The sequence below is a fragment of the Labilibaculum antarcticum genome (assembly GCF_002356295.1).
Lineage (GTDB): Bacteria > Bacteroidota > Bacteroidia > Bacteroidales > Marinifilaceae > Labilibaculum > Labilibaculum antarcticum.
Map to the genome: position 1 here is coordinate 487376 of NZ_AP018042.1, position 24503 is coordinate 511878.

At 35.8% G+C, this 24503-nt stretch carries 22 protein-coding genes, 1 tRNA gene, 1 pseudogene and 1 riboswitch; of the genes and pseudogenes, 9 read left to right on the forward strand and 15 right to left on the reverse strand.

Annotated elements, in window-relative coordinates; translation table 11 throughout:
• Positions 1-30 precede the first annotated feature (30 nt).
• The 10 genes from ALGA_RS01895 to thrA all read right to left on the reverse strand — a co-directional run bounded on the left by ALGA_RS01895 (position 31) and on the right by thrA (position 12751).
• Complete coding sequence (locus ALGA_RS01895; protein ID WP_096427691.1) at positions 31-1293, reverse strand: M28 family metallopeptidase; 1263 nt, start codon at positions 1291-1293, stop codon at positions 31-33.
• Positions 1294-1544: 251 nt separating this feature from the next.
• Entirely contained in the window at positions 1545-3509 is a 1965-nt protein-coding gene (locus ALGA_RS01900; protein ID WP_096427692.1) for a dipeptidyl-peptidase 3 family protein, read from the reverse strand.
• 5 nt (positions 3510-3514) lie between these two features.
• Positions 3515-4324, reverse strand: a complete 810-nt coding sequence (locus ALGA_RS01905; RefSeq protein ID WP_096427693.1) for a hypothetical protein — start codon at positions 4322-4324, stop codon at positions 3515-3517.
• A 49-nt stretch (positions 4325-4373) separates the two neighbouring features.
• Positions 4374-5567, reverse strand: coding sequence for an aspartate aminotransferase family protein (locus tag ALGA_RS01910; RefSeq protein ID WP_231706028.1), 1194 nt, complete (start codon positions 5565-5567; stop codon positions 4374-4376).
• Between the two features lie 53 nt (positions 5568-5620).
• Complete coding sequence (locus ALGA_RS01915; protein WP_096427694.1) at positions 5621-6328, reverse strand: LytR/AlgR family response regulator transcription factor; 708 nt, start codon at positions 6326-6328, stop codon at positions 5621-5623.
• A 167-nt stretch (positions 6329-6495) separates the two neighbouring features.
• Positions 6496-7179 carry a TrmH family RNA methyltransferase gene (locus ALGA_RS01920; RefSeq protein ID WP_096433334.1) on the reverse strand — a complete coding sequence of 228 codons (684 nt, stop codon included), beginning with the start codon at positions 7177-7179 and terminating at the stop codon, positions 6496-6498.
• Positions 7180-7254: 75 nt separating this feature from the next.
• Entirely contained in the window at positions 7255-7527 is a 273-nt protein-coding gene (locus tag ALGA_RS01925; RefSeq protein ID WP_054717818.1) for an HU family DNA-binding protein, read from the reverse strand.
• Positions 7528-8003: 476 nt separating this feature from the next.
• Positions 8004-9317 (reverse strand): threonine synthase, encoded by a 1314-nt coding sequence (thrC, locus tag ALGA_RS01930; RefSeq protein WP_197705675.1) that lies wholly within the window; start codon positions 9315-9317, stop codon positions 8004-8006.
• A gap of 46 nt (positions 9318-9363) precedes the next feature.
• Positions 9364-10290 (reverse strand): homoserine kinase, encoded by a 927-nt coding sequence (locus tag ALGA_RS01935; RefSeq protein ID WP_096427695.1) that lies wholly within the window; start codon positions 10288-10290, stop codon positions 9364-9366.
• Positions 10291-10315: 25 nt separating this feature from the next.
• Positions 10316-12751, reverse strand: a complete 2436-nt coding sequence (gene thrA, locus ALGA_RS01940; RefSeq protein ID WP_096427696.1) for a bifunctional aspartate kinase/homoserine dehydrogenase I — start codon at positions 12749-12751, stop codon at positions 10316-10318.
• Positions 12752-13404: 653 nt separating this feature from the next.
• Between thrA and ALGA_RS01945 the strand changes: the two genes are divergently transcribed.
• Both ALGA_RS01945 and ALGA_RS01950 read left to right on the forward strand, forming a co-directional pair.
• Positions 13405-14136 (forward strand): hypothetical protein, encoded by a 732-nt coding sequence (locus tag ALGA_RS01945; protein WP_096427697.1) that lies wholly within the window; start codon positions 13405-13407, stop codon positions 14134-14136.
• Positions 14137-14384: 248 nt separating this feature from the next.
• Positions 14385-15035 carry an HAD family hydrolase gene (locus ALGA_RS01950; protein WP_197705676.1) on the forward strand — a complete coding sequence of 217 codons (651 nt, stop codon included), beginning with the start codon at positions 14385-14387 and terminating at the stop codon, positions 15033-15035.
• A 29-nt stretch (positions 15036-15064) separates the two neighbouring features.
• Here the strand turns inward: ALGA_RS01950 and ALGA_RS01955 are convergent, their stop codons facing one another.
• A complete protein-coding gene (locus ALGA_RS01955) occupies positions 15065-16000 on the reverse strand; it encodes a cation diffusion facilitator family transporter (RefSeq protein WP_096427699.1) in 936 nt (311 codons plus the stop codon).
• A gap of 253 nt (positions 16001-16253) precedes the next feature.
• Positions 16254-16395, forward strand: a riboswitch (molybdenum cofactor riboswitch).
• 115 nt (positions 16396-16510) lie between these two features.
• Here ALGA_RS01955 and ALGA_RS01960 point away from each other — a divergent pair.
• The 6 genes from ALGA_RS01960 to ALGA_RS01985 all read left to right on the forward strand — a co-directional run bounded on the left by ALGA_RS01960 (position 16511) and on the right by ALGA_RS01985 (position 20803).
• Complete coding sequence (locus tag ALGA_RS01960; protein ID WP_096427700.1) at positions 16511-17056, forward strand: P-loop NTPase family protein; 546 nt, start codon at positions 16511-16513, stop codon at positions 17054-17056.
• 4 nt (positions 17057-17060) lie between these two features.
• Positions 17061-18236, forward strand: coding sequence for a molybdopterin molybdotransferase MoeA (locus ALGA_RS01965; protein WP_096427701.1), 1176 nt, complete (start codon positions 17061-17063; stop codon positions 18234-18236).
• Positions 18187-19020, forward strand: coding sequence for a GTP 3',8-cyclase MoaA (locus tag ALGA_RS01970; protein ID WP_197705677.1), 834 nt, complete (start codon positions 18187-18189; stop codon positions 19018-19020). Before ALGA_RS01965 ends, ALGA_RS01970 begins: the two co-directional genes overlap by 50 nt.
• A 124-nt stretch (positions 19021-19144) precedes the next feature.
• Complete coding sequence (moaC, locus tag ALGA_RS01975; protein ID WP_096427702.1) at positions 19145-19603, forward strand: cyclic pyranopterin monophosphate synthase MoaC; 459 nt, start codon at positions 19145-19147, stop codon at positions 19601-19603.
• 12 nt (positions 19604-19615) lie between these two features.
• The gene (locus ALGA_RS01980) at positions 19616-20557 is read left to right on the forward strand and encodes an MOSC domain-containing protein (protein ID WP_162845364.1); all 942 of its coding nucleotides are present in this window, start codon (positions 19616-19618) and stop codon (positions 20555-20557) included.
• 158 nt (positions 20558-20715) lie between these two features.
• Positions 20716-20803, forward strand: a tRNA-Ser gene (locus tag ALGA_RS01985).
• 141 nt (positions 20804-20944) lie between these two features.
• On the opposite strand, the pseudogene ALGA_RS01990 reads toward ALGA_RS01985, so the two are convergent.
• Positions 20945-21409, reverse strand: a pseudogene (locus ALGA_RS01990) (DUF6266 family protein); the annotation flags it as partial.
• Positions 21410-21693: 284 nt separating this feature from the next.
• Between ALGA_RS01990 and ALGA_RS01995 the strand changes: the two are divergent.
• Positions 21694-21900, forward strand: a complete 207-nt coding sequence (locus ALGA_RS01995) for an ATP-binding protein (RefSeq protein WP_231706030.1) — start codon at positions 21694-21696, stop codon at positions 21898-21900.
• A 288-nt stretch (positions 21901-22188) separates the two neighbouring features.
• On the opposite strand, the gene ALGA_RS02000 is transcribed toward ALGA_RS01995, so the two are convergent.
• The 3 genes from ALGA_RS02000 to ALGA_RS02010 form a co-directional block, all read right to left on the reverse strand.
• Positions 22189-22395, reverse strand: a complete 207-nt coding sequence (locus ALGA_RS02000; RefSeq protein ID WP_096427706.1) for a hypothetical protein — start codon at positions 22393-22395, stop codon at positions 22189-22191.
• 30 nt (positions 22396-22425) lie between these two features.
• Positions 22426-22710, reverse strand: coding sequence for a hypothetical protein (locus ALGA_RS02005; RefSeq protein ID WP_096427707.1), 285 nt, complete (start codon positions 22708-22710; stop codon positions 22426-22428).
• 199 nt (positions 22711-22909) lie between these two features.
• A complete protein-coding gene (locus ALGA_RS02010) occupies positions 22910-24436 on the reverse strand; it encodes a sulfatase family protein (RefSeq protein WP_096427708.1) in 1527 nt (508 codons plus the stop codon).
• Between the last annotated feature and the right edge of the window lie 67 nt (positions 24437-24503).

The following is a 24503-nucleotide window of genomic DNA, read 5'->3' on the forward strand; positions in this document are numbered from 1 at the left end:
GCTCTTCTATATTTATAAAAATGTCTTTTCTTATTGCAGCTCAGTATAATCTCTCACCAATTTAAAAATTCCTTCGAACTGTGTGTATGGCAATTTATCAGCGGTATCGGTTGTTTCATGATAATCTGAGTTATCACTATGCGTGTAAAAGAAAACTGCTTTCACACCTTTCTCATGAAATGAAGCATGATCGGAAGAAGATGATTCCCCTGTTCCAGACATCTTAAACACATAGTCTTTTTCGTTGTTGATGGTATTAAATTTTGCCATCTCATCAGGAACCATTTTTCCGTTAATTACAAATATCCCTTTGTCGCCAGTGGCTACCATATCAAAATTAAGATTGATCTTGGTTTTGTCTAAGGAAATCAAAGGATTTTCTGCGTAATGCTTCGAGCCAAGTAATCCAGCCTCTTCTCCACTAAACAATGCAAAAACCATAGTGTAGTGAGGCTTCTTTTTTAAGGATTTAAAATGTTTTGCCAAATTCAAAACCATTGCAACGCCACTTGCATTATCATTTGCTCCGGGATAAATCTTATCTCCAAAATGACCTAAATGGTCGTAGTGAGCCGAAAAAATAATACAAGTATCAGACTTTCCTGGAAGATAGCCTATCAAATTCTGAGTTTGATAATCTTCAATTAACTCGCTTTTTATGTCGTAAGTAATCTTCTTTGCATCAGGCGAAATCACATCCGACTTCAGCATAAAAGTTGTATAGTCAACCGTTTTAGTTCGTGCAGAAAATTTCAATTTCCCATTGATTAAAACAATTCCTTTTGCATCAAACACATTCTTTTTCAACATGGTCTGAGCAAAATTATACAAATCCTTATTATTTAGTCCTGCAGAATCAATCGCCAAAAATGAATTGGAATGATCTTTCTTCATAAAATCGCCCAACACACGAGAATTGGTTAAAACGTCCTTCGTAATCCATGTTAATTCGGATTCTCCACTACACGATTTTGCGTTTGGATTCACGATGTATTCACTTGCTGACACTAATTCCTTGCCATCCAATATCAACTTAGGATTTTCGGGATAAGTATTAATCGAAGTTGTGTACGACTGATAATAATTGTCCCCGAATCCTTTTAGTCCAATGCTTTTCATCTCTTCCGACAAGTAAACAGCAGCAATACTATCCCCTTTATTCACATAACCACGTCCGTGAAATTCTTCTGAACTCAATTTATTCACCAATTGCTTGGTATAATTCATATCCTGCGCAAAAGTGCTGGAACACATCATTCCAAAACTTGCAAGTAGTACAATTCGTTTTATCATTTTTTGTCTGTTTTTAAGCTTGTGCTTAAAATTAGCAAAAGATGATTGAAGTAAATTAAGCTTTATGGTTTATTCGATAAAGTCTTCAATTTCCAAGATGAAAAAAGGAGATGAAAAATCATCTCCTATATCTTATACCAAATGAACTATAGTCTTGGCTATAAAGCTAAAGGGTATAATGCCGATGTATGTTGAATTGGATCGTCAATGAGCTTGCGAATTTCTGCTTTATAACGAAACAACAATCGGTATTAATTTATGTGGGGAAGAAAGGAATACCTCTCTCCATATTCCAGCATCTGTTCCATAAAATCCATTGGGTAGGAAATTGTAACATCAACAAGTTGATCTTCTTCGTAAACCGGATGATAATCGGGATTAATAAAGCCAGCATAAGCAGCCAAATTCAGCTTTCCGAATCGTTCCTTCACTTCTTTATGCAATTCGGTATCTACTTTAACTGCATAATCTTCAACCAATACTTTTCCAGCCTCAAAATCTCCTTCCGATTTTATTCGCTGTACTTCTTCCAGTAAATCTCCAAAGAGAGTTCTCAATTTTTGATAATCCTTTACAACAAAATAACTTTTCCCATTTTCCTGAAGCTTCTCAACAACCTGCTCCGCTTCACCTTTCTCATAAACCCACTTGGCAATTAACTGGCGATTTCTCATGTGCGATTCCTCGATGTCTTTTCCCAACTCAATTCTAGTCAGCTGAGTAATTAAGCCATTACGAATGTAACCGTCGTATTCAGCTTTAGCAACCTCCAGACTTGGCATTAATCCCAGCTCAACCATCTTAGGATCCATCATGTAATACAATGCAAATAAATCGGCACGAGCCTCTTCTAAAGTCGCATGGTAATTTTTTAAAGCATCCATTCCCACTCCTGCTAGTAATTGTCCGGAACCATGACCAAGACATTCGTGCAAATCGGTATGCAGGTTTCCGCCCAAATATCCATGCTCTTTTGCCCGTGCAACTTCTTCTTTGCAGTAAGCGAACTCTTCCACCATACCACCTTTTAATGATGATTGATGGTAAGCATGCGTAATATTATCAATGGTAACAGACTTGCTGCCATGTTCCTTACGAATCCACTCTGCATTTGGCAAGTTAACACCTATAGGTGTTGCCGGATGACAATCGCCACCCAACATAGCAACAGTAATTACCTTTGCACTCACTCCTTTCACCTCTTTTTTCTTGAATCGTTCATCAACAGGAGAATGATCTTCGAACCACTGTGCATTATCGGAAATGATCACAGCTCTTTTGGTGCCTTCAAGATCTTTAAAATTAACGATAGATTCCCAACTGCCTTTTATTGCCAAAGCATCGCCATAGGCTTCAATAAAACCGTTCACTACATCAACATGAGCATCTAAATCTTGCACCCATAAAATTGAATATTCATCGAAGGTTTTTAAATCACCAGTTTTATAAAACTCCACCAATTTCACCAAGGATGCTCTTTGAAGTTCACTATCAGCAAAAGGAATTGCCTTCTCCAGCCAAAATACAATTTGCTCGATTGCATAGGAATACATTCCTCCAACTTTCCATGTTTTTTCAATCAACTCCCCATTTTCCTTTACCAACTTGGAATTTAAACCTGCAGATATTGGTCTTTCCGGATCTCCTTTTTCGATCTTGGCATAAAAATCTTCTGCCTCTTTCTCAGTAACGTCCTCGTAGTAATTATTAGCTGAATCCTTTATTAAATCCAATTTAGGATTCAGAACTACTCTTTTGGCATCCACAGCTTCATCGAATAAGACGGGAACCAATCGGGTAATCAAACCAACAACATCCTCGCCTTTCAACAAAGGCAGCAATTTATGATTTGTATTGCTCAAGAGTTCTCCAAAGTACTCTTCGGTAAATTTCGGCATGAACTTATCCATAGAATAATGATGATGAATTCCGTTTGAAAACCAAACTCTCTTGGTGTAAATCAAAAAGCTTTTGAATTCATCAGATTCCCGATCTCCATCGTACGATCTAGCAATTGCCTCCATGGTACGACGAATACTCAAATTATTCTTATTGTTTTGATCGAACATAATATCTCGACCACAACGTGCTGCCTCCGACAAATAGTATATCAGTTCTTTCTGTCTTAATGTCAGTTCTTCGAAACCAGGAACCTGGTATCTTAGTATTTTTATATCGGCAAACTGCTCGGTTTGATATTGGAATGTATCACTCATATTTCTTACTTATTTCTTACATCAACATTTTCAACTAATACCCATTTTCCTTTCTGATACTCCAAAGCATCGTAGGAAAAATCAGGTCCGTAATATTCAAATTGGTTCTGATAAACTGGCAATGACGGCGCCAAATGATCAAAAACAATTCTTTCCTCTTTTTCATTGTATTGAATAGTCATTCCAGCCTGTTTGGCATATTCGAAGACAATTCTGCTTAGCTTTTTCCCTTTCCACAAAATCACCGGCAGACCAAAAGTGACTTGCCCTTTCTCATCAAAATTGAGCACTTCAATAATTTTCTTATTTGTTCGGAAATCATTCCCATCCCAGCCTAGCAGAAAATAAGAATAGCCGGATTTCTTCTTGAACGGAATAATTTGATAGTAAAGTGCTCCCGGCCAATTTCCTGCTGAATATTGATGAAACATATCAGTGGCAAGCTTCGAATCCTGCAAAACCTCAACACGAATTGATTTCTTCAGTTTGATTTGCAACAATCCAAAATATCGATAAGTACCATCACCCAAAACACAATTCCAATTGAAAATTCGAAATTGCTGATCAGGAGAAATCAACTTCCCCATTTTAGACAATTCAGAAAACGGATAATCAAAACTCTGTTCTTCGCTCAATAAATCGCCAAACAATTTTTCAATTTCATTACAGATACTCAATCTTAGAGAATCAGAATCAGCCAGGACCAAACTATCAAATTCTGATTTAATTTGTTGTTCCTTTTCTACTAAATTAATCTGTGAAAAGAGACTCGAAGAACCGAGTAAGACAACAAACACAAGTAATAATTTTCTCATCAATCTACTTTTGAATATTCTAACAAGAACAGCACAAATTCGTGAAATTTTATTTTCTCACCTTATCCATAGCTTGAATCAGCAAATCCGAAGCATGCCGAATTTCCTCATCCGTAATATTTAAAGGGGGTGCAATTCGATATGCATTATCACAAAAAAGAAACGCATCCATCACAACACCTATTTCATAGGCCTCTTTCATAATCTCGACCATAATTTCTTGAGATTCAACGATTACGGCAATAAAAAGCCCTAACTGACGAAATCCTTTTACCATTGGATGATCTTTAAGTAGAGATACAAAAAGCTCCCCTTTGCGCTGAACATCAGCCACAATATTTTCTTCTAATAAAACCTCCAAGGCAGCCTTGGCAGCAGCACAACAAACAGGATGACCTCCAAATGTTGTAATATGACCTAACATTGGCTTACTTTTGAAGCAATCAAGAATTTTTTTATCAGATATAAACGCACCTATAGGCATCCCTCCTCCCATGGCTTTCGCCAAACAAAGAATATCCGGAACTACATCAAAATGTTCAAAGGCAAAAAGCTTTCCTGTTCGACCAAATCCCATTTGAACCTCATCGAAAATCAGTAAAGCACCTTTTTCGGTACATTTGGCACGTAATGTTTGGATAAACTCTTTGGATGGAATAATCATTCCTCCTTCGGATTGAATCGGTTCAAGAATCACACAAGCAGTTGTTTCGGTGATTTGCTCCAAATCCAATACATTACCAAATTCAATCATTCGAACATCCGGCAATAAGGGACGATATGCATTCTTCATTTCCTCATCACACAAAACACTCAATGCACCATGTGTACTTCCATGATAGGCTCCAGTAAAATAGATAATTTCCGATCGTCCTGTATATCGTTTGGCTAATTTTAAAGCTCCTTCGTTTGCTTCACTTCCTGAATTTACGAAGTAAACAGAATTCAAACTCTCGGGCAAATTATCAGATAATAACTTGGCCAGTTCAACCTGAGGAGTTTCAATAAACTCACCATACACCATCAAGTGCATGTACTTGTCAACCTGATCTTTTATGGCTTGACGAACACGAGGATGTCCGTGTCCGATATTACTCACAGAAACGCCCGATACGAGATCCAAATATGGCTTTCCGTCCGGGCTGTACATATATATTCCTTCTGCTCTCTCAATCTCCAAAGCAATAGGAAAATCGGAGGTTGTAGCGACATGCTGCAGAAATAGTTGTCGATTCGTGATCATAAACAAGATTTTATTTAAATACAAAATTCAATAAAAATCCTGCCATTAAAAAACTATCTCGTCATTAAATTAATATCTCCTAATAATTTATCGCGATAAGATTTTCCAATAGGAATAGCTTTTGAACCACTTTCGGTTTCAATAACTACAGAATTATCCTCAATCACACCAATTTTACTCAAATTAACGATATAAGAACGGTGAATTCTTGAGAAACGTGTAGCCGGCATTTTTTCTTCAATTGCCTTCATGGTAAAATGAATGGTGTATTTTTCATGATATGAATTCACAACCACGTAATTCTCTAAAGCTTCAATCCATAAAATATCGTCGTAATTCAAACGAACCAATGCTGAATTACTTTTGATGAAAATCTCATTCTTATCCTGCATGAAACCTTCGCTATTCTTGTAACGTCGATTTGCTTTGCTAACAGCTTTAAAAAATCGACTGTAACTAATTGGCTTTAAAAGATAATCAGTAACATCATATTCAAAAGCTTCCAGAGCATACTGTTCCTTTGAAGAGATAATAATAATTTGTGGTGTAGTACTTAAACTATTCAGGAATTCCATGCCACTCATTTCAGGCATTTCAATATCTAAAAATATCAAATCGACAGGTTCGTTCTTTTTGATATTATTAATTGCTTCAATTGCACTTGGATAAGAGGCTCCAAATGATAAAAAATCCGTTCTTTCAATATAACTTTCAACAACTTTTCTCGAAAGTTTATCATCGTCGATTACAACACAATTCATATAGGGGTAGTTAATTTTTATTCAAAGTAGTTAAATAAATCGTATTTATCTACGCTATGGTAGTTTTCATCAAAAATAATAATCTTTTTACCATTTCCGAAATATTTAAGCAAAATAATCCGCACTATTAAGTTTAACTTAAACTTAATTTTATCAAATTATTATCTCTATTGATTCTTTTTCAAAAATTTCTCGAGTAATTCGTCTCCAGATCTAACCGTTTTCTTTAGCCACTTCAAGTTCAACTCTAACTTTTCATTATCAGATAATTGCCACTCTACATCCGATCTGCGAAGTGCAGTTGTGAGGTGACTTAATACCAAGGCTGCAGAGACTGAAATATTAAAGCTTTCAGTAAATCCATACATTGGGATTTTCACAAATTCATCGGCATTATTCATTACCTCATCAGACAAACCAGTTCGTTCGGTTCCAAAAAAGAAAGCGGCCTTTCCTTTACTCAAATCAAAATCAGGTAAAAGAATATCATTGGTATGAGGTGTAGTAGCCACAATTCTGTATCCCTGGCTTTTTAATTTTGAAATTGTACTTAAGGTGTTTCTCTCCTCTTTATGATGCCGATGCAAATCAACCCACTTTGAAGCCCCCATAACCACATCAGGATTTAATTTGTACGAATTGTAATTTTCAATCACATGTAAATCTTGAATACCAAAACAATCGCACGTACGAATTACCGCACTGGCATTTTGAGCTTGAAATATATCCTCTAAAACCAGGGTAATGTATCTCGTTCTATCTTCAACATTTTTTCTCAGTAATTCTTTACGATTATCATTAGAAAAACCTTCTAGAAAATTTACAGCTTCTTTCAATAATCTCTCTTCCATCCACAAAAAATTAGATACAAAAAAAGGAGGTATTATAAATACACCCCCCTCTAACATCTTTTGACTGACAATTATCTATTGTACAGAGTCTGCTAATTCAGAACCAGCCTTAAATTTAATAACTTTTTTAGCTGGAATATTGATAGGCTTACCAGTTTGTGGATTCCTTCCAGTTCTAGCATCACGCTTAGAAACAGAAAACGAACCAAATCCTACAAGTGCTACTCTATCATCACCTTTTAATGCTTCAGTAGTAGTTTCAATGAAAGCATCTAATGCTTTTTTAGAATCAGCTTTAGTTAAACCAGCTTTGCTAGCAATTGCATCAATTAATTGAGCTTTGTTCATAACTTTATAAAATTTTAGGGTTAAAAATTGCTTTTAAATTTCATTCATATACAAATATAAAGGATTTCTGATGGTTTGCAAATTTCCTTTAAGAAAAAATAAGAAATTTAACCTTTAAAAGATTGCAACATAATAAATCAAAGAATTTTCAAGCTATTCCCCATAAACAATTAAAAGAAGAATGAGAATTAAATCATAACTCTATTTAAAGATGATTTTTATTTAACTAATTCATCAAATTTAAGGTGTACTAACATTCAATTATGACAAATTTAAAGATTCTACAATTCCTAAAGAAAAAAGGACGTAAAGCATTAATTAATAGACAATTAAAAAAAGTATAGCTTCTTCTCCTGAGTGATACTACCATCTTCTTTTACATCACTATAAAAGCAGTATATAATGATCTACATCATTACGAGATAATGAGTTCTAAAAAGGCTGTTCATAAAGAATGACAGCCTTTTTAGAACTCATTATTTAAGTAAAAGGAAGCTTTTAAACTCTGAAAACTCCTTACTTATTAAAATACTCTTTTTTTCTTTACCCAAACACTCCTGAAGGTAATCAGGAACTTTAATTTCAATATTTAGTACCTTTTCAACCGTATCCTTAAATTTTGCCGGATGGGCTGTTTCCAAAAAAACACCTACTTCACTTTCTTTATTTAAGTACTTTTTCAAGCCTAAATACCCAACTGCACCGTGAGGATCGAGAATGTACTTAGTCCTATTATATACATCTGCTATCGCATCTTCTGTTTCTTCATCAGAAAACCAAACGCCCTTTACATCCTTAATGATGTCTGAATGTTTCTCCTGATACAATTCCATCATACGGGCAAAATTACTTGGAGCACCAACATCCATTGCATTTGAAATGGTTTGAACCGAAGCTTTAGTCTCGTATTTTCCGGTATTCAAATAATCTGGCACAACCTTGTTTATATTTGCCGATGCAATAAATGAATCGATCGGCAATCCCATTTGTTTTGCCAGCAATCCTCCTGTAAGATTTCCGTAATTCCCACTAGGAACTGAAAACACAACTTTTTTATCTGTTGGTTGCAGTTGCGCCCAAGCGTAGAAATAGTAGAAACTTTGTGGTAACAATCGAGCAATATTTATTGAATTCGCTGAGGTCAAACTTAATTTAGCATTCAAATCATTATCACCAAAAGCTGTTTTCACCAAAGCCTGACAATCATCAAAAGTACCATCTACCTCGAGAGCTGTAATGTTTTGTCCCATTGTGGTCAATTGCTGCTCCTGAATCTTACTTACTTTGCCTGCAGGATATAATATAATAACATTAACACCTTCAACTCCTAAAAAACCATTGGCAACCGCGCTACCAGTATCTCCGGAAGTTGCAACCAAAATTGTAACCGCTTCCTGATTCTGCTTTGCGAAAGCACTCAGGCATCGTGACATGAATCGGGCACCTACATCTTTAAATGCACAAGTTGGACCGTGAAACAGCTCTAAGGTGTAAACACTATCTTCTATTGGCACAACAGGAATCGGGAAATTAAGCACCTCCTCCGTAATTTTCTTCAAATCAGCATCTGAGATATCATCGCCAACGAAATGACGGGCCACCTCGAAGCCAATTTCCGGAAGACTTAATCCGGGCAATCGTTTAAAAAAATCAGTTCCCAATTTTGGTATCGAAACCGGAAAAAACAAGCCCTTATCCGGCGCAAGCCCTTTTATTACAGCTTCTTTAAAGCTATAACGTAAATCTATATTATTTGTACTAAAATATTTCACAGTAATTTCTTTCTTCAAGTTCTTGAATTGAAATCTATCCGATTTCTTAACTAATATCTTCCTGTTACAGGATCTTCACTCCGTCTTCACTTACTTTGGACACGTAGATTTTGTAATCAATACCCGTACGTTCATACACAGTATTCATAGCAGCAGCAATAGAATCTGCGGATTCCTTGCCGTTGGCCAATGCAAATACTGAAGGTCCCGAGCCGGAAATACTGCAGCCCAAAGCTCCAGCTTTCATAACGGACAGCTTTAATTCATCAAATTCAGGAATTAACACTTTTCTTTGCGGCTCTACAATATGATCTTCAAGTGAGCGACCTATTAAATCGTAATTTGAAGTATACAGTCCGGCCATCAAACCGGCGACATTTCCCCACTGACGAATTGCCTTTTTTAAAGGAATTTCAGGAGACAATATTTCCCGTGCCTCTTTTGTTTTTATTTCGATTTGAGGATGAATAACAGCGCACCATAGATTTGCCGGTGGCTGAATATGAATCACATCCAAAGGATTATATCCTCGGATCAGACAAAATCCACCTAGTGTTGCAGGAGCTACATTATCGGCATGCACATCACCCGAAGCAACTTCCTCCCCTTTCATGGCAAAATCAACCAACTGCAATCTGGTATAAGGCTTATCTAACAGTTCATTTACTGCAACAACGGCTCCTGCCGCACTTGCCGCACTGGATCCGATTCCACTACCCGGCTTGATGTTCTTAATAATCTCAACATCAAAACCCTGATTGCTTCCTAATTCATCCAATAAAGCCTGAATGGCCACACCAGCAACATTTTTCTTTGGATCAGTAGGGAGATTCTCGTAATCCTTTACCGCTTGTATAACTATTTTATTCTGATCATTTTTTTTAATAATCATTTCGTCGCCCACCCCATCGATGGCAAATCCTAATATATCGAAACCACAACCAACGTTTGAAACGCTGGCTGGAGCAAAAACTTTCACACTATCTGACATGTTATTCAATTTTCTTTGTAGGTAATTAATTGCTAGTAACTCTAATGATATCTCCAAAAATTCCTGAAGCCGTTACTTCTGCACCTGCTCCGGCTCCTTTAACAATCAGTGGTTGATCGTTATACCACTTCGTTTTTAAAGAAATCACATTGTCTTTACCGTGAATGTCATAAAATGGATGATCGGGCGTTACTTCTTTTAGGCTCACCTTAGCCTTGCCGTCTGCGAAGGAAGCAATGTATCGGTATCTGATGTTTTTTTCAGCCATAACAGTTCTCCAAGCCTCAAAATGATCATTATGAGCTTCCAAGTCACGAATTAGATCCTCTGGAGTTTCGCCATTCAAACAAGATAACGGAATCATAGGTTCATGCTCCACATCCTTTTCTTCCAGTTTGTATCCTGCTTCACGCGATAATATGAGAAGCTTTCTTAATACATCCATTCCGCTCAGGTCAATTTTAGGATCCGGTTCGGTAAAACCTTGCTCCATTGCCATTTTAACTGCTTCAACAAATGATTTACCATTGTTAAACTCATTCATTATAAAATTTAAACTTCCAGAAACGACAGCATCAATTCCAACAATTTTATCGCCGGTATTAATCAAACTGTTTATAGTGCTAATAACCGGCAAACCAGCCCCGACATTACTTTCAAACATGAATTCCACATTGTGTTTTTTTGCTGCGGCTTTAATTCTCATGTAATTATCAAATTCTGAAGAAGCGGCTATTTTGTTGCATGCTACAATAGAAACGGTAGAATTCAAGACTTGTTGATATACCTTACTCACAACATCACTTGCAGTGATATCAACAAACACCGAGTTTCTCAAATTAGCCTGATCCATTCGTTTTACAAATTCCTGCAAGTCGGCCACCTCTGATTCATTCTCTAATTTCTGCTTCCAATTCTGAAGCATATTTTCATCCTGTGCAAAGTGCATTTTTCGACTGTTAGTCACAGCACGCACAATTAATTGCAACCCTTTCTCTTCAAGTAGATAATCGTATTGATTTTTAATAAACTCCAATAACTTACCTCCTACGTTTCCAACACCGGCAATATATAGATTTACCTTTTTATGAGTTGAGATGAAGAAATCTTCGTGAATAACATTCAACACTTTCTTTACATCGAAAGTTGGAACCATGAAAGTAATATTCAATTCATTTCCTCCCTGAGCCATCGCACGAATGTTTACACCATTCTTGCCAAGCACACTAAATACTTTTCCGGAAATCCCAGGAGTGTATCCCATATCCTCGCCAACAACAGCAACAATTGATAGATTCTCCTCAACAGCAGGTTCATTTACCAAGTTCATTCTAATTTCCATTTCGAATTCAGCACGAACAGCTTCGATTGCCAATTCTCTATCATCTTCTTTGATACCAACACTCATACTTTGCTCCGAAGAAGCCTGAGTAATTAGAATGACATTAATCTTATTCTGAGCCAAACAGGTGAATAAACGGGCAGCAAATCCGCTAATCCCAACCATTCCACTACCCGCAAGGGTAAACAAATTAATATGATCGATTGAAGAAAGTCCTCGAACTATAGAACGGTCACTTTTAGGTGTATCAGTAATTAGAGTCCCTTTTTCATCGGGAGCAAAAGTATTCTTAATGCGAACATTAATTTTGTTCTGTAAAACTGGAATCAATGTTGGAGGATAGATGACTTTAGCTCCAAAATGGGAAAGTTCCATTGCTTCCTGAAAAGACATTTGCTCAATTGGCAAGGCCTGCGATACTAGTCTTGGATCGGCAGTAAACATACCACTTACATCCGTCCATATTTCCAACTCACTGCAATTTAAGCCTGCGGCCAAAATAGAAGCTGTGTAATCCGATCCTCCACGCCCTAGCAATGTCATCTCGCCATTTTGACCAGAAGCTATAAAGCCAGGAAACACCGCAATTTGAAATTCAATATCTTTTATTGCCTCTAAATTCTTATTGGTCTGCTGGCTATTTAAAAATACTCCTTTTCCATTCTGTGTTTTGATATATTCTCTAGAATCGAAAAGGACAGAATTCATCCCGCAATGATTCAGATAAGCTGAAAAAATCAGGGATGATAATATCTCACCTGATCCCATTACTGCATTTTTTATTTTCTGAGAGATTTCCTCTAACAAATAAACTCCTTGAAGCAATTCTGCTAATTCATCAAATTTCCTTGATGTACTAATTTCTATTTCTACTGGTAAATTAAGTTCGTTTATAACCTGAAAATGCCTTTCTTTTACTTTTAAAAGGGAATTTTCATATTCGTTACTCCTTTGACTGGCCAGATTAATGCACCTCTCCAACTCATCGGTAACTCCACCAAAAGCTGAAACAACTACAACTTGCTTACAGTTGGCATAATCCCTTTTAATAATCTCCTGAACCCGCTTACAATTTTCTGCATTGGAAACTGAGCTTCCTCCAAATTTCAAAACCTTCATTGATTAATTTCTTAAGATAGATTCCTTTCCGTACAAATGTCCAGTTGTCCATCGATTGATATAAATTTTGGTTAAATAGTTATTCTGCTTTGTTACTAAGAATGCTCCGACAACACCAATTATTGCGTAATTAGTATTGTACAAGGTATAATATACCCTATGGTTTTTTGAGCAATCAACTACTCACCTGTGGCGATATGTAATAATTCAACCCCCTAAAGGGTTGTGGTCGTAGTTGTGATTATTGTAGGAATAGTACAAATAGAAGCTTCAGACATAGACATTCCCATGTTGGTTCCCAACATGTTCATTTCAACCGCTATGTTATTTATCTGTTTCAAAAAAGCTATTCCTCATCTTTAAGAGTTTCAAATATATGCTTTTTTTTCTCTTATCTACACCATTTCTAAAGGATTCTTTCGAATAATATCGCTCCCTTTTACTATGTTGGCCATGCGCAAACGATATCAATCTATCTTTCTTACGATTTTAACCATATGTATTTCAAGTAAATATCATTTTCATTTTCATATCAATGCAGAGCGCACAAAGACTCGCACAATACTCATCGTGAGATGTTTAAGAAATATTAATTAGAATTGTTCTAAATAAATATTGTAAATTGGATCATTATTCACCAAAACAATATTATCATGAGAAAGAGAATAATTGGTTTGGCAATTGCTTTATGTTTAAGTTTTGCAGTTGTTGCACAAACCAGCGAGAAGACTGAAAAGACAGTTGTTGAAAGTGTTTACATTTTGCCAAAAAAAGGAATGGCTGATGAGTTTGAAAAAGCAATTAAGGCTCACAATGAAAAATTTCACCCAAAAGGTGATTACGTGGCTGGTTTGCGAAGAGTAGAATACGGAGATAAATCCGGCTGGTATGTTTGGATTATGGGACCTACAACTTACGCTGCATTAGATAGCAGACCTGCAAAAGAAAATGGTCATGAAGCTGACTGGGACAAAACGGTAGAACCTTTCGTTGAGAAATATGGCCCCGTGAATCTTTGGAATTACAATGAAAATTTATCGTTTGGAAAAGATATTTTAATGAATGCCAAGCATTATGAAGCCTGGGCAATTGATCTAAAAAAAGGACAGTATTATCGTTTTAAGGAAATTGCGATTAAACTTATGAAGACTTCTGAAAAAATGGGAGTAGCATTCTTAGTTTTCAATAATCCATTGCACACAGCCCATAGTGCTGATGTTGGAATTGTGTGGGACTTTAAAAGCTATGCAGATTGGTCGACAGATGATGGATTTAAAAAAGAGTTTGAAAAGCTTTACGGAGAAGGTTCATGGCAAAACATGTTCAATGAATGGATGGATGTTACCATTGATTACAATGCCGAATTAAGAACCATCATTAGATAAATAAAGACCAAAAGAGGCCATCCAAAAAGAACCATTCAATATGCTCTTGTCATGTTGAGCCTGTTGAAACATCTCAACCGTATTGTGAATGTTTTTCGTCCCGATAACCATCGGGATCGCTTAAAATGACAATTCATTTGTTCTTTCTGGATAGCCTCATTTTTATGCTTAAAAATTTGTGCAGTTCCTTTTGCATACTCAAACTTAGTTTTTAATATTTGTACTCCATAAACTTAATGAAGATTGTAATGATAAAAGGAGTTGTTTTTGACCTCGATGGCACACTCGCTAACTCAATTGAAGATATTGCCGATTCAATGAATATAGTTCTAAGCGAAAAAGATTTTCCAATACATGACTACGACACATACAAAACTTTTGTTGGCCGAGGATTAAAAGCATTGGTAGAGAATGCTTTGCCGGAGTCCGGAATTGACGAAGCAACATTAGAAGCCTGTTATAACAGAATGATGAGTGTATATGATGAAAATTGCGTTGCCAAAACTTGTTTGTATCCGGGAATTGCAGAACTTCTTACTGAATTACAGAAAAGAAACATCAAGATTGCCGTATTCTCGAACAAAGCAAATGAATTAACTCAAAAGGTTGCAAAAGCTCTGCTTGCTGACTGGCAGCTTGAAATGGTGATTGGTGCTGGTGGAGATATTCCCAGAAAACCAAATCCTAAAGGAGCAATAATGATTAGCACAAAAATGCGCATTGCGCCTGAAGAAATAATGTATGTTGGCGATTCGGGTGTGGATATGCAAACGGCTGTAAATTCAGGAATGTATGCAGCAGGTGTTCTTTGGGGATTCCGAAGCATGGAAGAATTACTCGAAAATGGAGCTGAAGTGCTTGTTGAAAACCCAATGGATTTATTGAATTCACTAGACTAACAGTCAGCAAAAGCAGGAAAGAAGGCCTACTAATGAATATGTTTTCTTTCCTGTCTTACAACACTTTCATCTTCGCAAAAGCCATTCAATTCAGGCTGAAGTGTTACATGACTTATTTCAAATTCATCATGAAGCATGTGTTCCAATCTGTCCAGAACATTATTTACTTCACTCAAAGCCAAATCGTTTCTGAAACTAATATGAGCTTCGAAATTAATTTGCTTGTCGTCTAATTGCCAAATGTGCACATGATGCATGTTTTCCACTTCTGCCAGTTCTTTAACTTTCTCATGGATTTCATCCATATTGATATCAATTGGAGCAAATTGCATGAGAATACGTATGCTTTCCTTCACCAAAGCCCAACTAGAATACACCAAATAGAGAGCAATAGCAATTGACAGAACACTATCAATCCAAGGAATTTCCCATAAGTACATTGCCAATCCTCCTAAAACAACAGCAACCGATGAAACCATATCGGATAATAGATGCAGATAAGCTGATTTCATATTAATATTGTTCTTAGCATCTTTCTTTACCAACAACACGCTAAGTCCATTTAAAAGGATTGATAATCCACCCAAAATCATGACCAATCCCGATTCAATATCCTGAGGTTCTGAAATCCGCTGGACGGCCTCCTTTAAAAGGAAAAATGCAATTACAACTAATGATATTGCATTAAATAAAGCCGCTAATATCTCTGCCCTTTTATATCCGAATGTTTGTTTAGCCGTTTGTCTCCTACTCGACAATTTACTTGCAAACCAGCTTATTATTAAAGCGAGAACATCACTGAAGTTATGCATGGCATCGGACAAAAGAGCCAAACTACCCGATACAATTCCTCCTATTACCTGCGCCACCGTAATTCCAACATTCAATAAAATTGCAATTCCCAAATTTCTTCCTTTCAACTCACCGTGATCGTGATGAGAATGTCCATGATTCCCTTTCCCCATGTTTCTTTCTAAATTAAATCAGCCTATAAATATAGTCATGAATTCTATTTCTTAATCAAACTAATTATAAATTACAAAATAAAATACAGCCATTGCTGACTAATAACACAATCAGTTACATTTTAGAACCTAAAGACCATAGGCTTTCCGGAAGAACGCCATTATTATTGGGTTAACGAACTCATAACTCATTTTTTTTAATCTTCACACATATACATTTGTAGATTCATTAATATTAATATCTTTACCCCAGTAATAAAGTGATCTCCGAGTTTACAATCTCTAAGCCATTGAAAAATGGAACGAATTATAAACCGATGGGTAAATTTGGAAACGAATTTGCCTCCCGCTGGGCTAAGACCCTAAAATTGGAAAGGAGTGTTTTTTGTAATTTTAGACGATACCGACAGTTAAGTAATTGCACTTTAGCTTAGCAATTGACACACTATCGGGACTAAATACATAAGCCTCCGATTCTAAATTGAATTGGAGGTTTTTTATATTTAAGAAATGAGGAATATTAAAAAGAACATATTATTAATTGCAGGAACTGGCAGAAATGTTGGTAAAACCTTATTTGCATGTCGATTGATTGAAGAATTGGCGTGTAAAAATGAGTTGGTTTGCATTAAAGTATCCCCTCACTTTCATGAATTAAGCAAGGAATTGGAAATCATCAGAGAAACTGAAGATTTTATCATTGCAAAAGAAAATAATAAAAAAGGCAGTAAAGACAGCAATCGCTTGTTTCAGGCAGGAAGCAAAAAAGTGTATTATGTGCAGGCTAAAGATGATCATCTTCCTGAGGTACTCTCCTATTTCGAGAAAATACTTACGCCCGAAACACCTGTAATTTCTGAATCGGGAGGCTTGAGAGACTTTATTGAACCGGGTCTGTTTTTAATGATCAACAAAAAAAACAATAACGACATAAAACCCAGAGCTATTGGTTATGGAAAATTAGCAGATAAATGGTTTGAATTTAATGGTGAGAATTTCAATTTTACTGCAGATAAAATTACTTTTGCCAATAATGAATGGAAAATAAAAAACTAATAATATGATTACGTTTCACGAGGCATTAAAAACCGTAAAACATGCCACGAAAAAGTTAGATACAGAAATTATCAATTTGGCTGACTGTTTAAATCGAGTTGTAGCAGAAGATGTACTTTCTGACATGTCACTTCCGCCCTTTAATAAATCGGCAATGGATGGATATGCCTGCAAACAATCAGATTTAGCTAATAATCTTGAAGTATTGGAGGTTATTGCTGCAGGATCTGCCCCAACTAAAACTGTTGGAACCAATCAGTGTTCTAAAATAATGACCGGAGCAATGGTGCCTGAAGGTGCAGATACAGTAATCATGATTGAGCATACCGAACAAATTAATGACAATCACATTCACTTCACCAAAGAAAAAACGAAATCGAATATCTGCCTTAAAGGGGAAGATATTTTAGAAAATGATGTTGTCCTAAAAAAAGGAACCCGATTAAAAGCACAACATATATCAGTATTAGCAAGTGTTGGATGTGCAAATCCTGTTGTTTACAAACAGCCAAAAGTTGCAACTATTGCAACAGGAAGCGAATTGGTTGAACCCGATCAAAAACCAGAAATATCTCAAATTCGCAATGTAAACTCCTGGCAACTTCAAGCTCAATTGCAAAAAATGGGCATTAAAGGTGATAATAAAGGGATTGTTTTAGATTCGAAGCAAGCTACAAAAGAGGCAATGATTAAAAGCCTTGAGGAAAATGATGTACTAATTATATCTGGTGGTGTATCTGTTGGTGATTTTGATTTTATACCACAAATTTTAAAAGAATTAGGTTTCAATATTTGGTTTCATACCCTTATGGTAAAACCCGGTAAACATACCGTTTTCGCAACCTGCAAGGAGAAATACGTTTTGGGCTTACCTGGAAATCCGGTTTCCTCTTTTGTGCAATTTGAATTACTCGGAAAACCATTACTATACCGCCTTATGGGCTATGATTACAATGCTCCAATGGTAAGAATGCCAATCGCATCAGATTACAAACGAAAAAGAGCTGACAGACTTGAATTTTTGCCTGTCCGCTTTAATGCAGACAATCAAGTTGTACCGATAAAATATCATGGTTCAGCTCATATTAATGCTTTTACATCAGCCAATGGGATTATGCTAATACCTACTGATGTTGATGAATTTATGGAAGGAGAATTTGTTCATGTTAGACAATTATAACAGAAATATAAATTACTTGCGAATTTCGGTAACAGACCGATGCAATCTTCGTTGTACTTATTGTATGCCCGAAGAAGGTATTGATTTAATGGCTCATGATGAAGTATTGAGTTTTGAGCAGATTACCGATTTTGTGAAAGAAGCTGTTGCAAGTGGAATCACCAAAATACGGCTTACCGGAGGCGAACCCTTGGTTAGAAAAGGAATTGTCGATTTGGTACAGTTGTTATCTGATATTCCTGGTATTGATGAAATCGCAATGACGACCAATGGCATATTACTTGAAAAATATGCTGATCGATTGGCTAAAGCCGGATTGCAACGAGTTAACATCAGTTTAGATACGCTTAAGCCTGAAAAATACAGAGAAATAACCCGTTTGGGTAATATTGAAGATGTTTTTAAAGGAATTAAAGCGGCTCAAAAGGCCGGATTGAACCCCGTAAAAATAAACTGCGTTCGAATGCCTGATGCCGATTTGGATGATCTGGAAGATTTACGCAAATTTTGCAAGAGTAATAATCTGGATTTACGATTCATCAAACAAATGGATTTGGCAAGCGGCGAGTTCTCTGTTGTTGAAGGAGGTAAAGGTGGAAACTGTTTGGAATGCAACCGGATTAGACTTACGGCCAACGGAAAAGTTAAACCCTGTTTATTTAATGCCAGCGAATTCGATATCAAAGAATTAGGAATTAAAAAAGCAATCGATAATTCGATCAATCAAAAACCGGAAGCTGGGACTAAGAATAAAAATGGTAGTTTTTATGGAATTGGTGGATAGATCAAGTGACAAGAAGAAAGGTATAAGGTACAAGGATTAAGGATTAAGGGACAAGTGGCAAGGATCAAGTGACAAGGATCAAGGAGCTCTAACAGAAAACGTTTTCAGTAAACAACATTTAATAATGGGAGAATTTAGTCATATAGATAAGGATGGTAAAGCCAATATGGTTGATGTGGGTCATAAAGAGCCACAAATAAGAGAAGCCAAAGCGGTTGGCATCATTCTTTTAGAGCCTCGCACCCTCGAATTAATAAATGAAAATGCAATGAAAAAAGGTGATGTTTTGACTATTGCAGAAATAGCAGGTATTCAGGCGGCTAAACGCACGAGTGATTTGATTCCTCTCTGTCATACGCTTCAGATAACAAAGGCTGAAGTAAAATGCAGCATTATTAAGAAGGGTATTCAGGTAAATACCCGAGTAAAATGCATTGGACAAACGGGAGTAGAAATGGAAGCGTTAACCGCTGCCAGCATAGCTCTGCTAACCATTTACGATATGTGTAAAGCTGTTGATAAATCAATGGTATTAGGTGAAATTACGCTTGTAGAAAAAACAAAAACCGATTTGAAGCAATAAAACACGATGAGCATGAGCACAAAAGAAGTATTAGTACTCTCTGTAAATATATCTGAGAAAAAAGGAGTCATAAAAAAACCTGTTGATTCTATAGAATTGAATTCACTAGGTGTTGTAAATGATGCACATGCGGGAAACTGGCACCGTCAGGTTAGCTTGCTGGCTAAAGAAAGTATCGATAAATTTTCGATACAAGCCAAACGTAAAATCAATTTTGGCGAATTTGCCGAGAACATTACCACTGAAGGGCTTTGGCTTCACCATACTGCTCCACTTGATCGTTTCCACATTGGTGATATGGTTTTGGAAGTAACTCAGATTGGTAAAAAATGCCATGGTGACAATTGCAGTATTTTTCGTGAAATAGGAAACTGCGTGATGCCAAAAGAAGGTATTTTTTGCAGAGTTTTAAATGGAGGTAATTTGAAAGCTGGTGATGTGCTTAGTTATCATCCAAGAATTATTAAAACCATGGTAATAACTCTTAGCGACAGAGCTAGCCGAGGTGAATATGAAGACAAAAGCGGGCCTTTATTGGAGAAATTGGCTGAAGACTTCTTCAAATCTAAAAACCGCCATTATCAAATAGAAAAATTTATTATTCCTGACAAAGAATCCGACCTGACTAATTTGCTGGAAAAAGCAAAAAAAGAGAACTTCGATCTTGTTTTCACTACAGGTGGAACCGGAATAGGACCCAAAGATATTACTCCTGATGTAGTAAAAAGACACATCACAAAAGAGATAACAGGAATCATGGAGTTGATTCGGGTAAAATATGGGATGGAAAAGCCAAATGCATTGGTTAGTCGTGGCATTGCTGGAGTTATGAATGAATCTCTAATTTACACCATGCCTGGTAGTCCAAAAGCCGTAAATGAATACTGCGCGGAGATTTTTAAGACCATTGAACACTCGCTTTACATGATGAATGAGCTGGATATTCATGGGTAAATAAAATTAATTGAATTGAGAATCAAGCTATTTCAAATTAATTACTCTCAGAAGTAAAATAATGTTTGGCTGTAAGTATTTTTTGTCCTACATTTGCACCCGTTATCACAAGAGATATCAGGGTAATGATTTCAATAATCAAAGCTCAAAAAAATATTGGAGAGATGGCAGAGTGGTCGAATGCGGTAGTCTTGAAAACTATTGTGCGGCAACGTACCGGGGGTTCGAATCCCTCTCTCTCCGCCAGTATTTACGGACAAAGCAGCATCTAAGATGCTGCTTTGTTTGTATTAAATAATCTTTAGTTGCAACAAATCTCTTACTATTTTGCTCTAGAAAACAAAAAGCTGCTACGAAATTCGCAGCAGCTTAAAGAATAGATTCTTTTCAAATGGTGCTGACTAGATGAAAATTCGCTTCCATCTGTAGAACCAAAATAAGCATACACCTGTACCATGCCATGCTAAATGGTAATGTCACATCTGCAGTTTCGGCAGAACGTAAAGTTCCCGGATGCAAAACCTGAACATCATCATCTGACTTCAAAACGACTAGATCCAACTGGTCATCGGCTTTGCCAATTCCATTTGCACTATCATCAGTCCAGGAGACTGTGATTCCAGAACTCACATCCATATCATTGGCAATACTAATACCAGATGGAAGAGCCAAAGGACCAACTGATACTTTGAAGTCCTTAAAATTGGTCAATTCACCACTTTCATCGAAAGCAGCAACATTGGTCTTTACAAAGAGGTTGTAACCGGTCATCTTCCCTGCAGAAAGATTCCATACCGGACGAATCAGGATTGCCAAAAGCAAGGATACTAACCTTACTACCGATTTAAACCAGCTTCTCTGCTCCTTCTATTTCTCCGTATTGGAGGTGTTTGGACCGGAAGTGACTTGATGTAATTTACACCTTTCCAACTGGAACCAACAACGGTTCCTATTTTTCCTGAGAACGGGCCCTGGATCCCTTGAGAGTATTTTCCCATGACAATAAAAAATTAAGGGTTAGTAATAAAAGATTAATTAACATAGAATTGGGAAAAGCAAGTGTAGAACTGGTGGATTGACATGCTAGAGATACTCTTTACCAGTCAGTATTCAAGGCTTTTTTAGAGAAGCTGGAATTGCAGAAAACCAAAGTGACCCGCATCGAAGCAACCATCTACAAGTTCTTTGAAAAGATGACCAAAACAGATATGCTAATACTTGATGATTTTGGACTCACTCATTTGGAACAACAGCAGCAGTTAGATCTAATGGATATTATCGAGTACAGGTATGGAATAACCTCCACTATTATCGAACCAATTTTAAAACTACTTATTGACTAAGCAAAATTGAACTTGTAAACTTCCTTATATCCACAATTTAAAAATCATCCTAAAGTAAAAAGACTGTAAATCTGAATATTCACAGTCTTTTGTTTTATTTTCCCCTAATCCATTATAAAACGGTTCAGGTATATATAAAAATATTTTTTAAGAAATGCTACCATAATATTAAAAGTCAATTAATCTTTAACCACTTTTTTCCATTCTAAATTTTTTAATTCATATAAGGACCCCGATAAATCTTTATATTTTTTTCTTAGCGGAATGTATTCTGGATTGATTGCATAATTACCCCATATTCCCAACATTAATTTTAAGGCTCCTTATCTTTTCAGGAAATTGTCCTTTATCATCTGTTTCAATAATCCAATTCTTTAATATTTGGGAGTAATGTGATAATTCTTCAGAATATTTTGGATTTAATGCAAGATTATTTAATTCAAATGGATCTTCTTTTAAATCATATAACTCTTCGGAGGGTCTAAAATCCAACAAAAATAGATCTTAAATAGAATCCAGTTTATTTTAATCGTGCAACTGCTTCATAACTTTTACAAATCCTACTCCATCTGCATCCATATAACTGGGTTGCATGTATGGTCTATCTGTCATGAAATTACGAATATACTTGAAGTCTTTAGATTGTACTGATCGAATTCTGTCAATGGAAAAATCGCAACGATCTCTAGTTGAAATAACATACTCTCTGGGAGTGTAATCTGATGCTAAGAAATCCTGATCTTCTGTGTATGAAGGTTTTTCAATACCCGCTAATCCTAATGTAGTAGTTCCAATATCAAGTCCACTCATTAAATCAGTATTAAACAGTCTTCACTATTTTGATTAGGAACCTTTGGAGGTGCCTTTTTAAAGATATTATAAACTTTTATTAGATATAAAAACCTAATAAAAGTTTATAATTATTGATTGGATAATTATAGCAATAATAGGGTTTCAAAATATTAAAACACCATGTTGTATAATCTTAGCCTAATCGGTATTCATGATATTAATTTTCTATAGCTCCCCAATGTTCGCTCTTCAACCAAAATTGAGATCCTGCTAGGTCTGGGTATTTTACTTTTAAAGCATCAAACTCAGGGTTGGTAGCATTATCGCCCCATATACCAAGCATTAGTTTTAAGTTTTCTTCGTTTTCAGGATATTGACCTTTATCATCTGTTTCTTTAATCCAGTTCTCTAAAATATCAGCATGTTTCTTTAATTCTGAAGCATATTTAGGATCTAGAGCAAGGTTATGAATTTCGTAAGGGTCATTTTTAAGATCATAAAGTTCTTCACTGATTCTGTCTTTGGCAAAGAATATTTTCTGAATACTATCTAGTTTATTGTCTCTATTTAACTCATTCATTGTTTTTACGAAAGCAATGCCGTCAACATCCATATAAGTAGGTTGAGTATAAGGACGATCTAACATGAAGTTTTTGATATACTTAAAATCTTTAGAACGAACAGATCTAATTCTATCAATAGTAAAATCACAACGGTCTCTAGTAGAAATTACATATTCTCTTTCTTTAGCACCTTTACTTAAAAAATCTTGTCCTTCAATATATTCTGGAATTGCAATACCTGCTAATGCAAGAGAACTTGGTCCAAAATCTATTCCACTCACTAGACCCTCAAAAACTTCTCCTGATTTAGTAATTTTTGATTTAGTAAAGTCAGCAATAATTAGAGGAACTTTAATTCCACCTTCGTATAAAAATTGTTTGTGACGTGTTAAACGCATACCATGATCTGAAAAGAAAAATACGATTGTATTTTCTAGTAAACCATTTTCTTTTAATTTTTCAATTATATTACCAAGAATTTCATCAGTAATTTGAATAGCATCAAGGTGATTAGCATATTCTTCAATAATTACGGGATTATTTGGTAAATATGGTGGAAGTTTAATAAGAGATCTATCTACAGGTGTTTTTACTCTTCCTTCAAAATTACCATTAAAGATTTCTTTTCCACCATCAAGTTGTATTTGTCCAAAAAATGGAGTTTTGCTAGATAATGAATCAAGAGGAATTCTAACTCCACCTTTTCCATATAATGGATGTGCTCGGTGTTTTTGAGTATAAAGGTCAGATCTGTTATAAGTGAAGTTATAATCATCTTTGCCATTATTGAAAGTAAAATATCCAGCATCTTTAAACAACTCAGGAATTGTTTTCATATACTCTGGTAGATAAATTGCAGACTCTTTAGTTCTTGCACTATGGTGATTATGACCACCGAATGTTGTAGACATTACTCCTGTAATCATACTAGATCTACTCGCAGAACAAACAGGTGCTGGCATAATTGCATTTGTGAATGTAAGACCCTCTTTGGCAAGATTATCAATGTTTGGAGTTGAAATAATCTCTGTGCCATAACAGCCCATAAGTGGAGCTGTATCTTCTAGGACTATCCATAGAACATTTGGCTTTTTATCCGGTTTTGATACTGAACTACATGCATTTAGAACTAAAGTAGACGCAATAATTAGTAATAGAATTACATTTTTAAAAAAATTCATGATTATATTTTAAAAAAAAGAATTGACAAAATTATGTTTATTTATTAATTGTAATCATTATTAGTTA

Bases quoted from the DNA above. Each gene is read 5' to 3' on its own strand.
- ALGA_RS01895 (WP_096427691.1), bottom strand. From the start codon at position 1,293: ATGATAAAACGAATTGTACTACTTGCAAGTTTTGGAATGATGTGTTCC.
- ALGA_RS01900 (WP_096427692.1), bottom strand. From the start codon at position 3,509: ATGAGTGATACATTCCAATATCAAACCGAGCAGTTTGCCGATATAAAA.
- ALGA_RS01905 (WP_096427693.1), bottom strand. From the start codon at position 4,324: ATGAGAAAATTATTACTTGTGTTTGTTGTCTTACTCGGTTCTTCGAGT.
- ALGA_RS01910 (WP_231706028.1), bottom strand. From the start codon at position 5,567: ATGATCACGAATCGACAACTATTTCTGCAGCATGTCGCTACAACCTCC.
- ALGA_RS01915 (WP_096427694.1), bottom strand. From the start codon at position 6,328: ATGAATTGTGTTGTAATCGACGATGATAAACTTTCGAGAAAAGTTGTT.
- ALGA_RS01920 (WP_096433334.1), bottom strand. From the start codon at position 7,179: ATGGAAGAGAGATTATTGAAAGAAGCTGTAAATTTTCTAGAAGGTTTT.
- ALGA_RS01925 (WP_054717818.1), bottom strand. From the start codon at position 7,527: ATGAACAAAGCTCAATTAATTGATGCAATTGCTAGCAAAGCTGGTTTA.
- ALGA_RS01935 (WP_096427695.1), bottom strand. From the start codon at position 10,290: ATGTCAGATAGTGTGAAAGTTTTTGCTCCAGCCAGCGTTTCAAACGTT.
- thrA (WP_096427696.1), bottom strand. From the start codon at position 12,751: ATGAAGGTTTTGAAATTTGGAGGAAGCTCAGTTTCCAATGCAGAAAAT.
- ALGA_RS01945 (WP_096427697.1), top strand. From the start codon at position 13,405: ATGAGAAAGAGAATAATTGGTTTGGCAATTGCTTTATGTTTAAGTTTT.
- ALGA_RS01950 (WP_197705676.1), top strand. From the start codon at position 14,385: ATGATAAAAGGAGTTGTTTTTGACCTCGATGGCACACTCGCTAACTCA.
- ALGA_RS01955 (WP_096427699.1), bottom strand. From the start codon at position 16,000: ATGGGGAAAGGGAATCATGGACATTCTCATCACGATCACGGTGAGTTG.
- ALGA_RS01960 (WP_096427700.1), top strand. From the start codon at position 16,511: ATGAGGAATATTAAAAAGAACATATTATTAATTGCAGGAACTGGCAGA.
- ALGA_RS01965 (WP_096427701.1), top strand. From the start codon at position 17,061: ATGATTACGTTTCACGAGGCATTAAAAACCGTAAAACATGCCACGAAA.
- ALGA_RS01970 (WP_197705677.1), top strand. From the start codon at position 18,187: ATGTTGATGAATTTATGGAAGGAGAATTTGTTCATGTTAGACAATTAT.
- moaC (WP_096427702.1), top strand. From the start codon at position 19,145: ATGGGAGAATTTAGTCATATAGATAAGGATGGTAAAGCCAATATGGTT.
- ALGA_RS01980 (WP_162845364.1), top strand. From the start codon at position 19,616: ATGAGCACAAAAGAAGTATTAGTACTCTCTGTAAATATATCTGAGAAA.
- ALGA_RS02005 (WP_096427707.1), bottom strand. From the start codon at position 22,710: ATGAGTGGACTTGATATTGGAACTACTACATTAGGATTAGCGGGTATT.
- ALGA_RS02010 (WP_096427708.1), bottom strand. From the start codon at position 24,436: ATGAATTTTTTTAAAAATGTAATTCTATTACTAATTATTGCGTCTACT.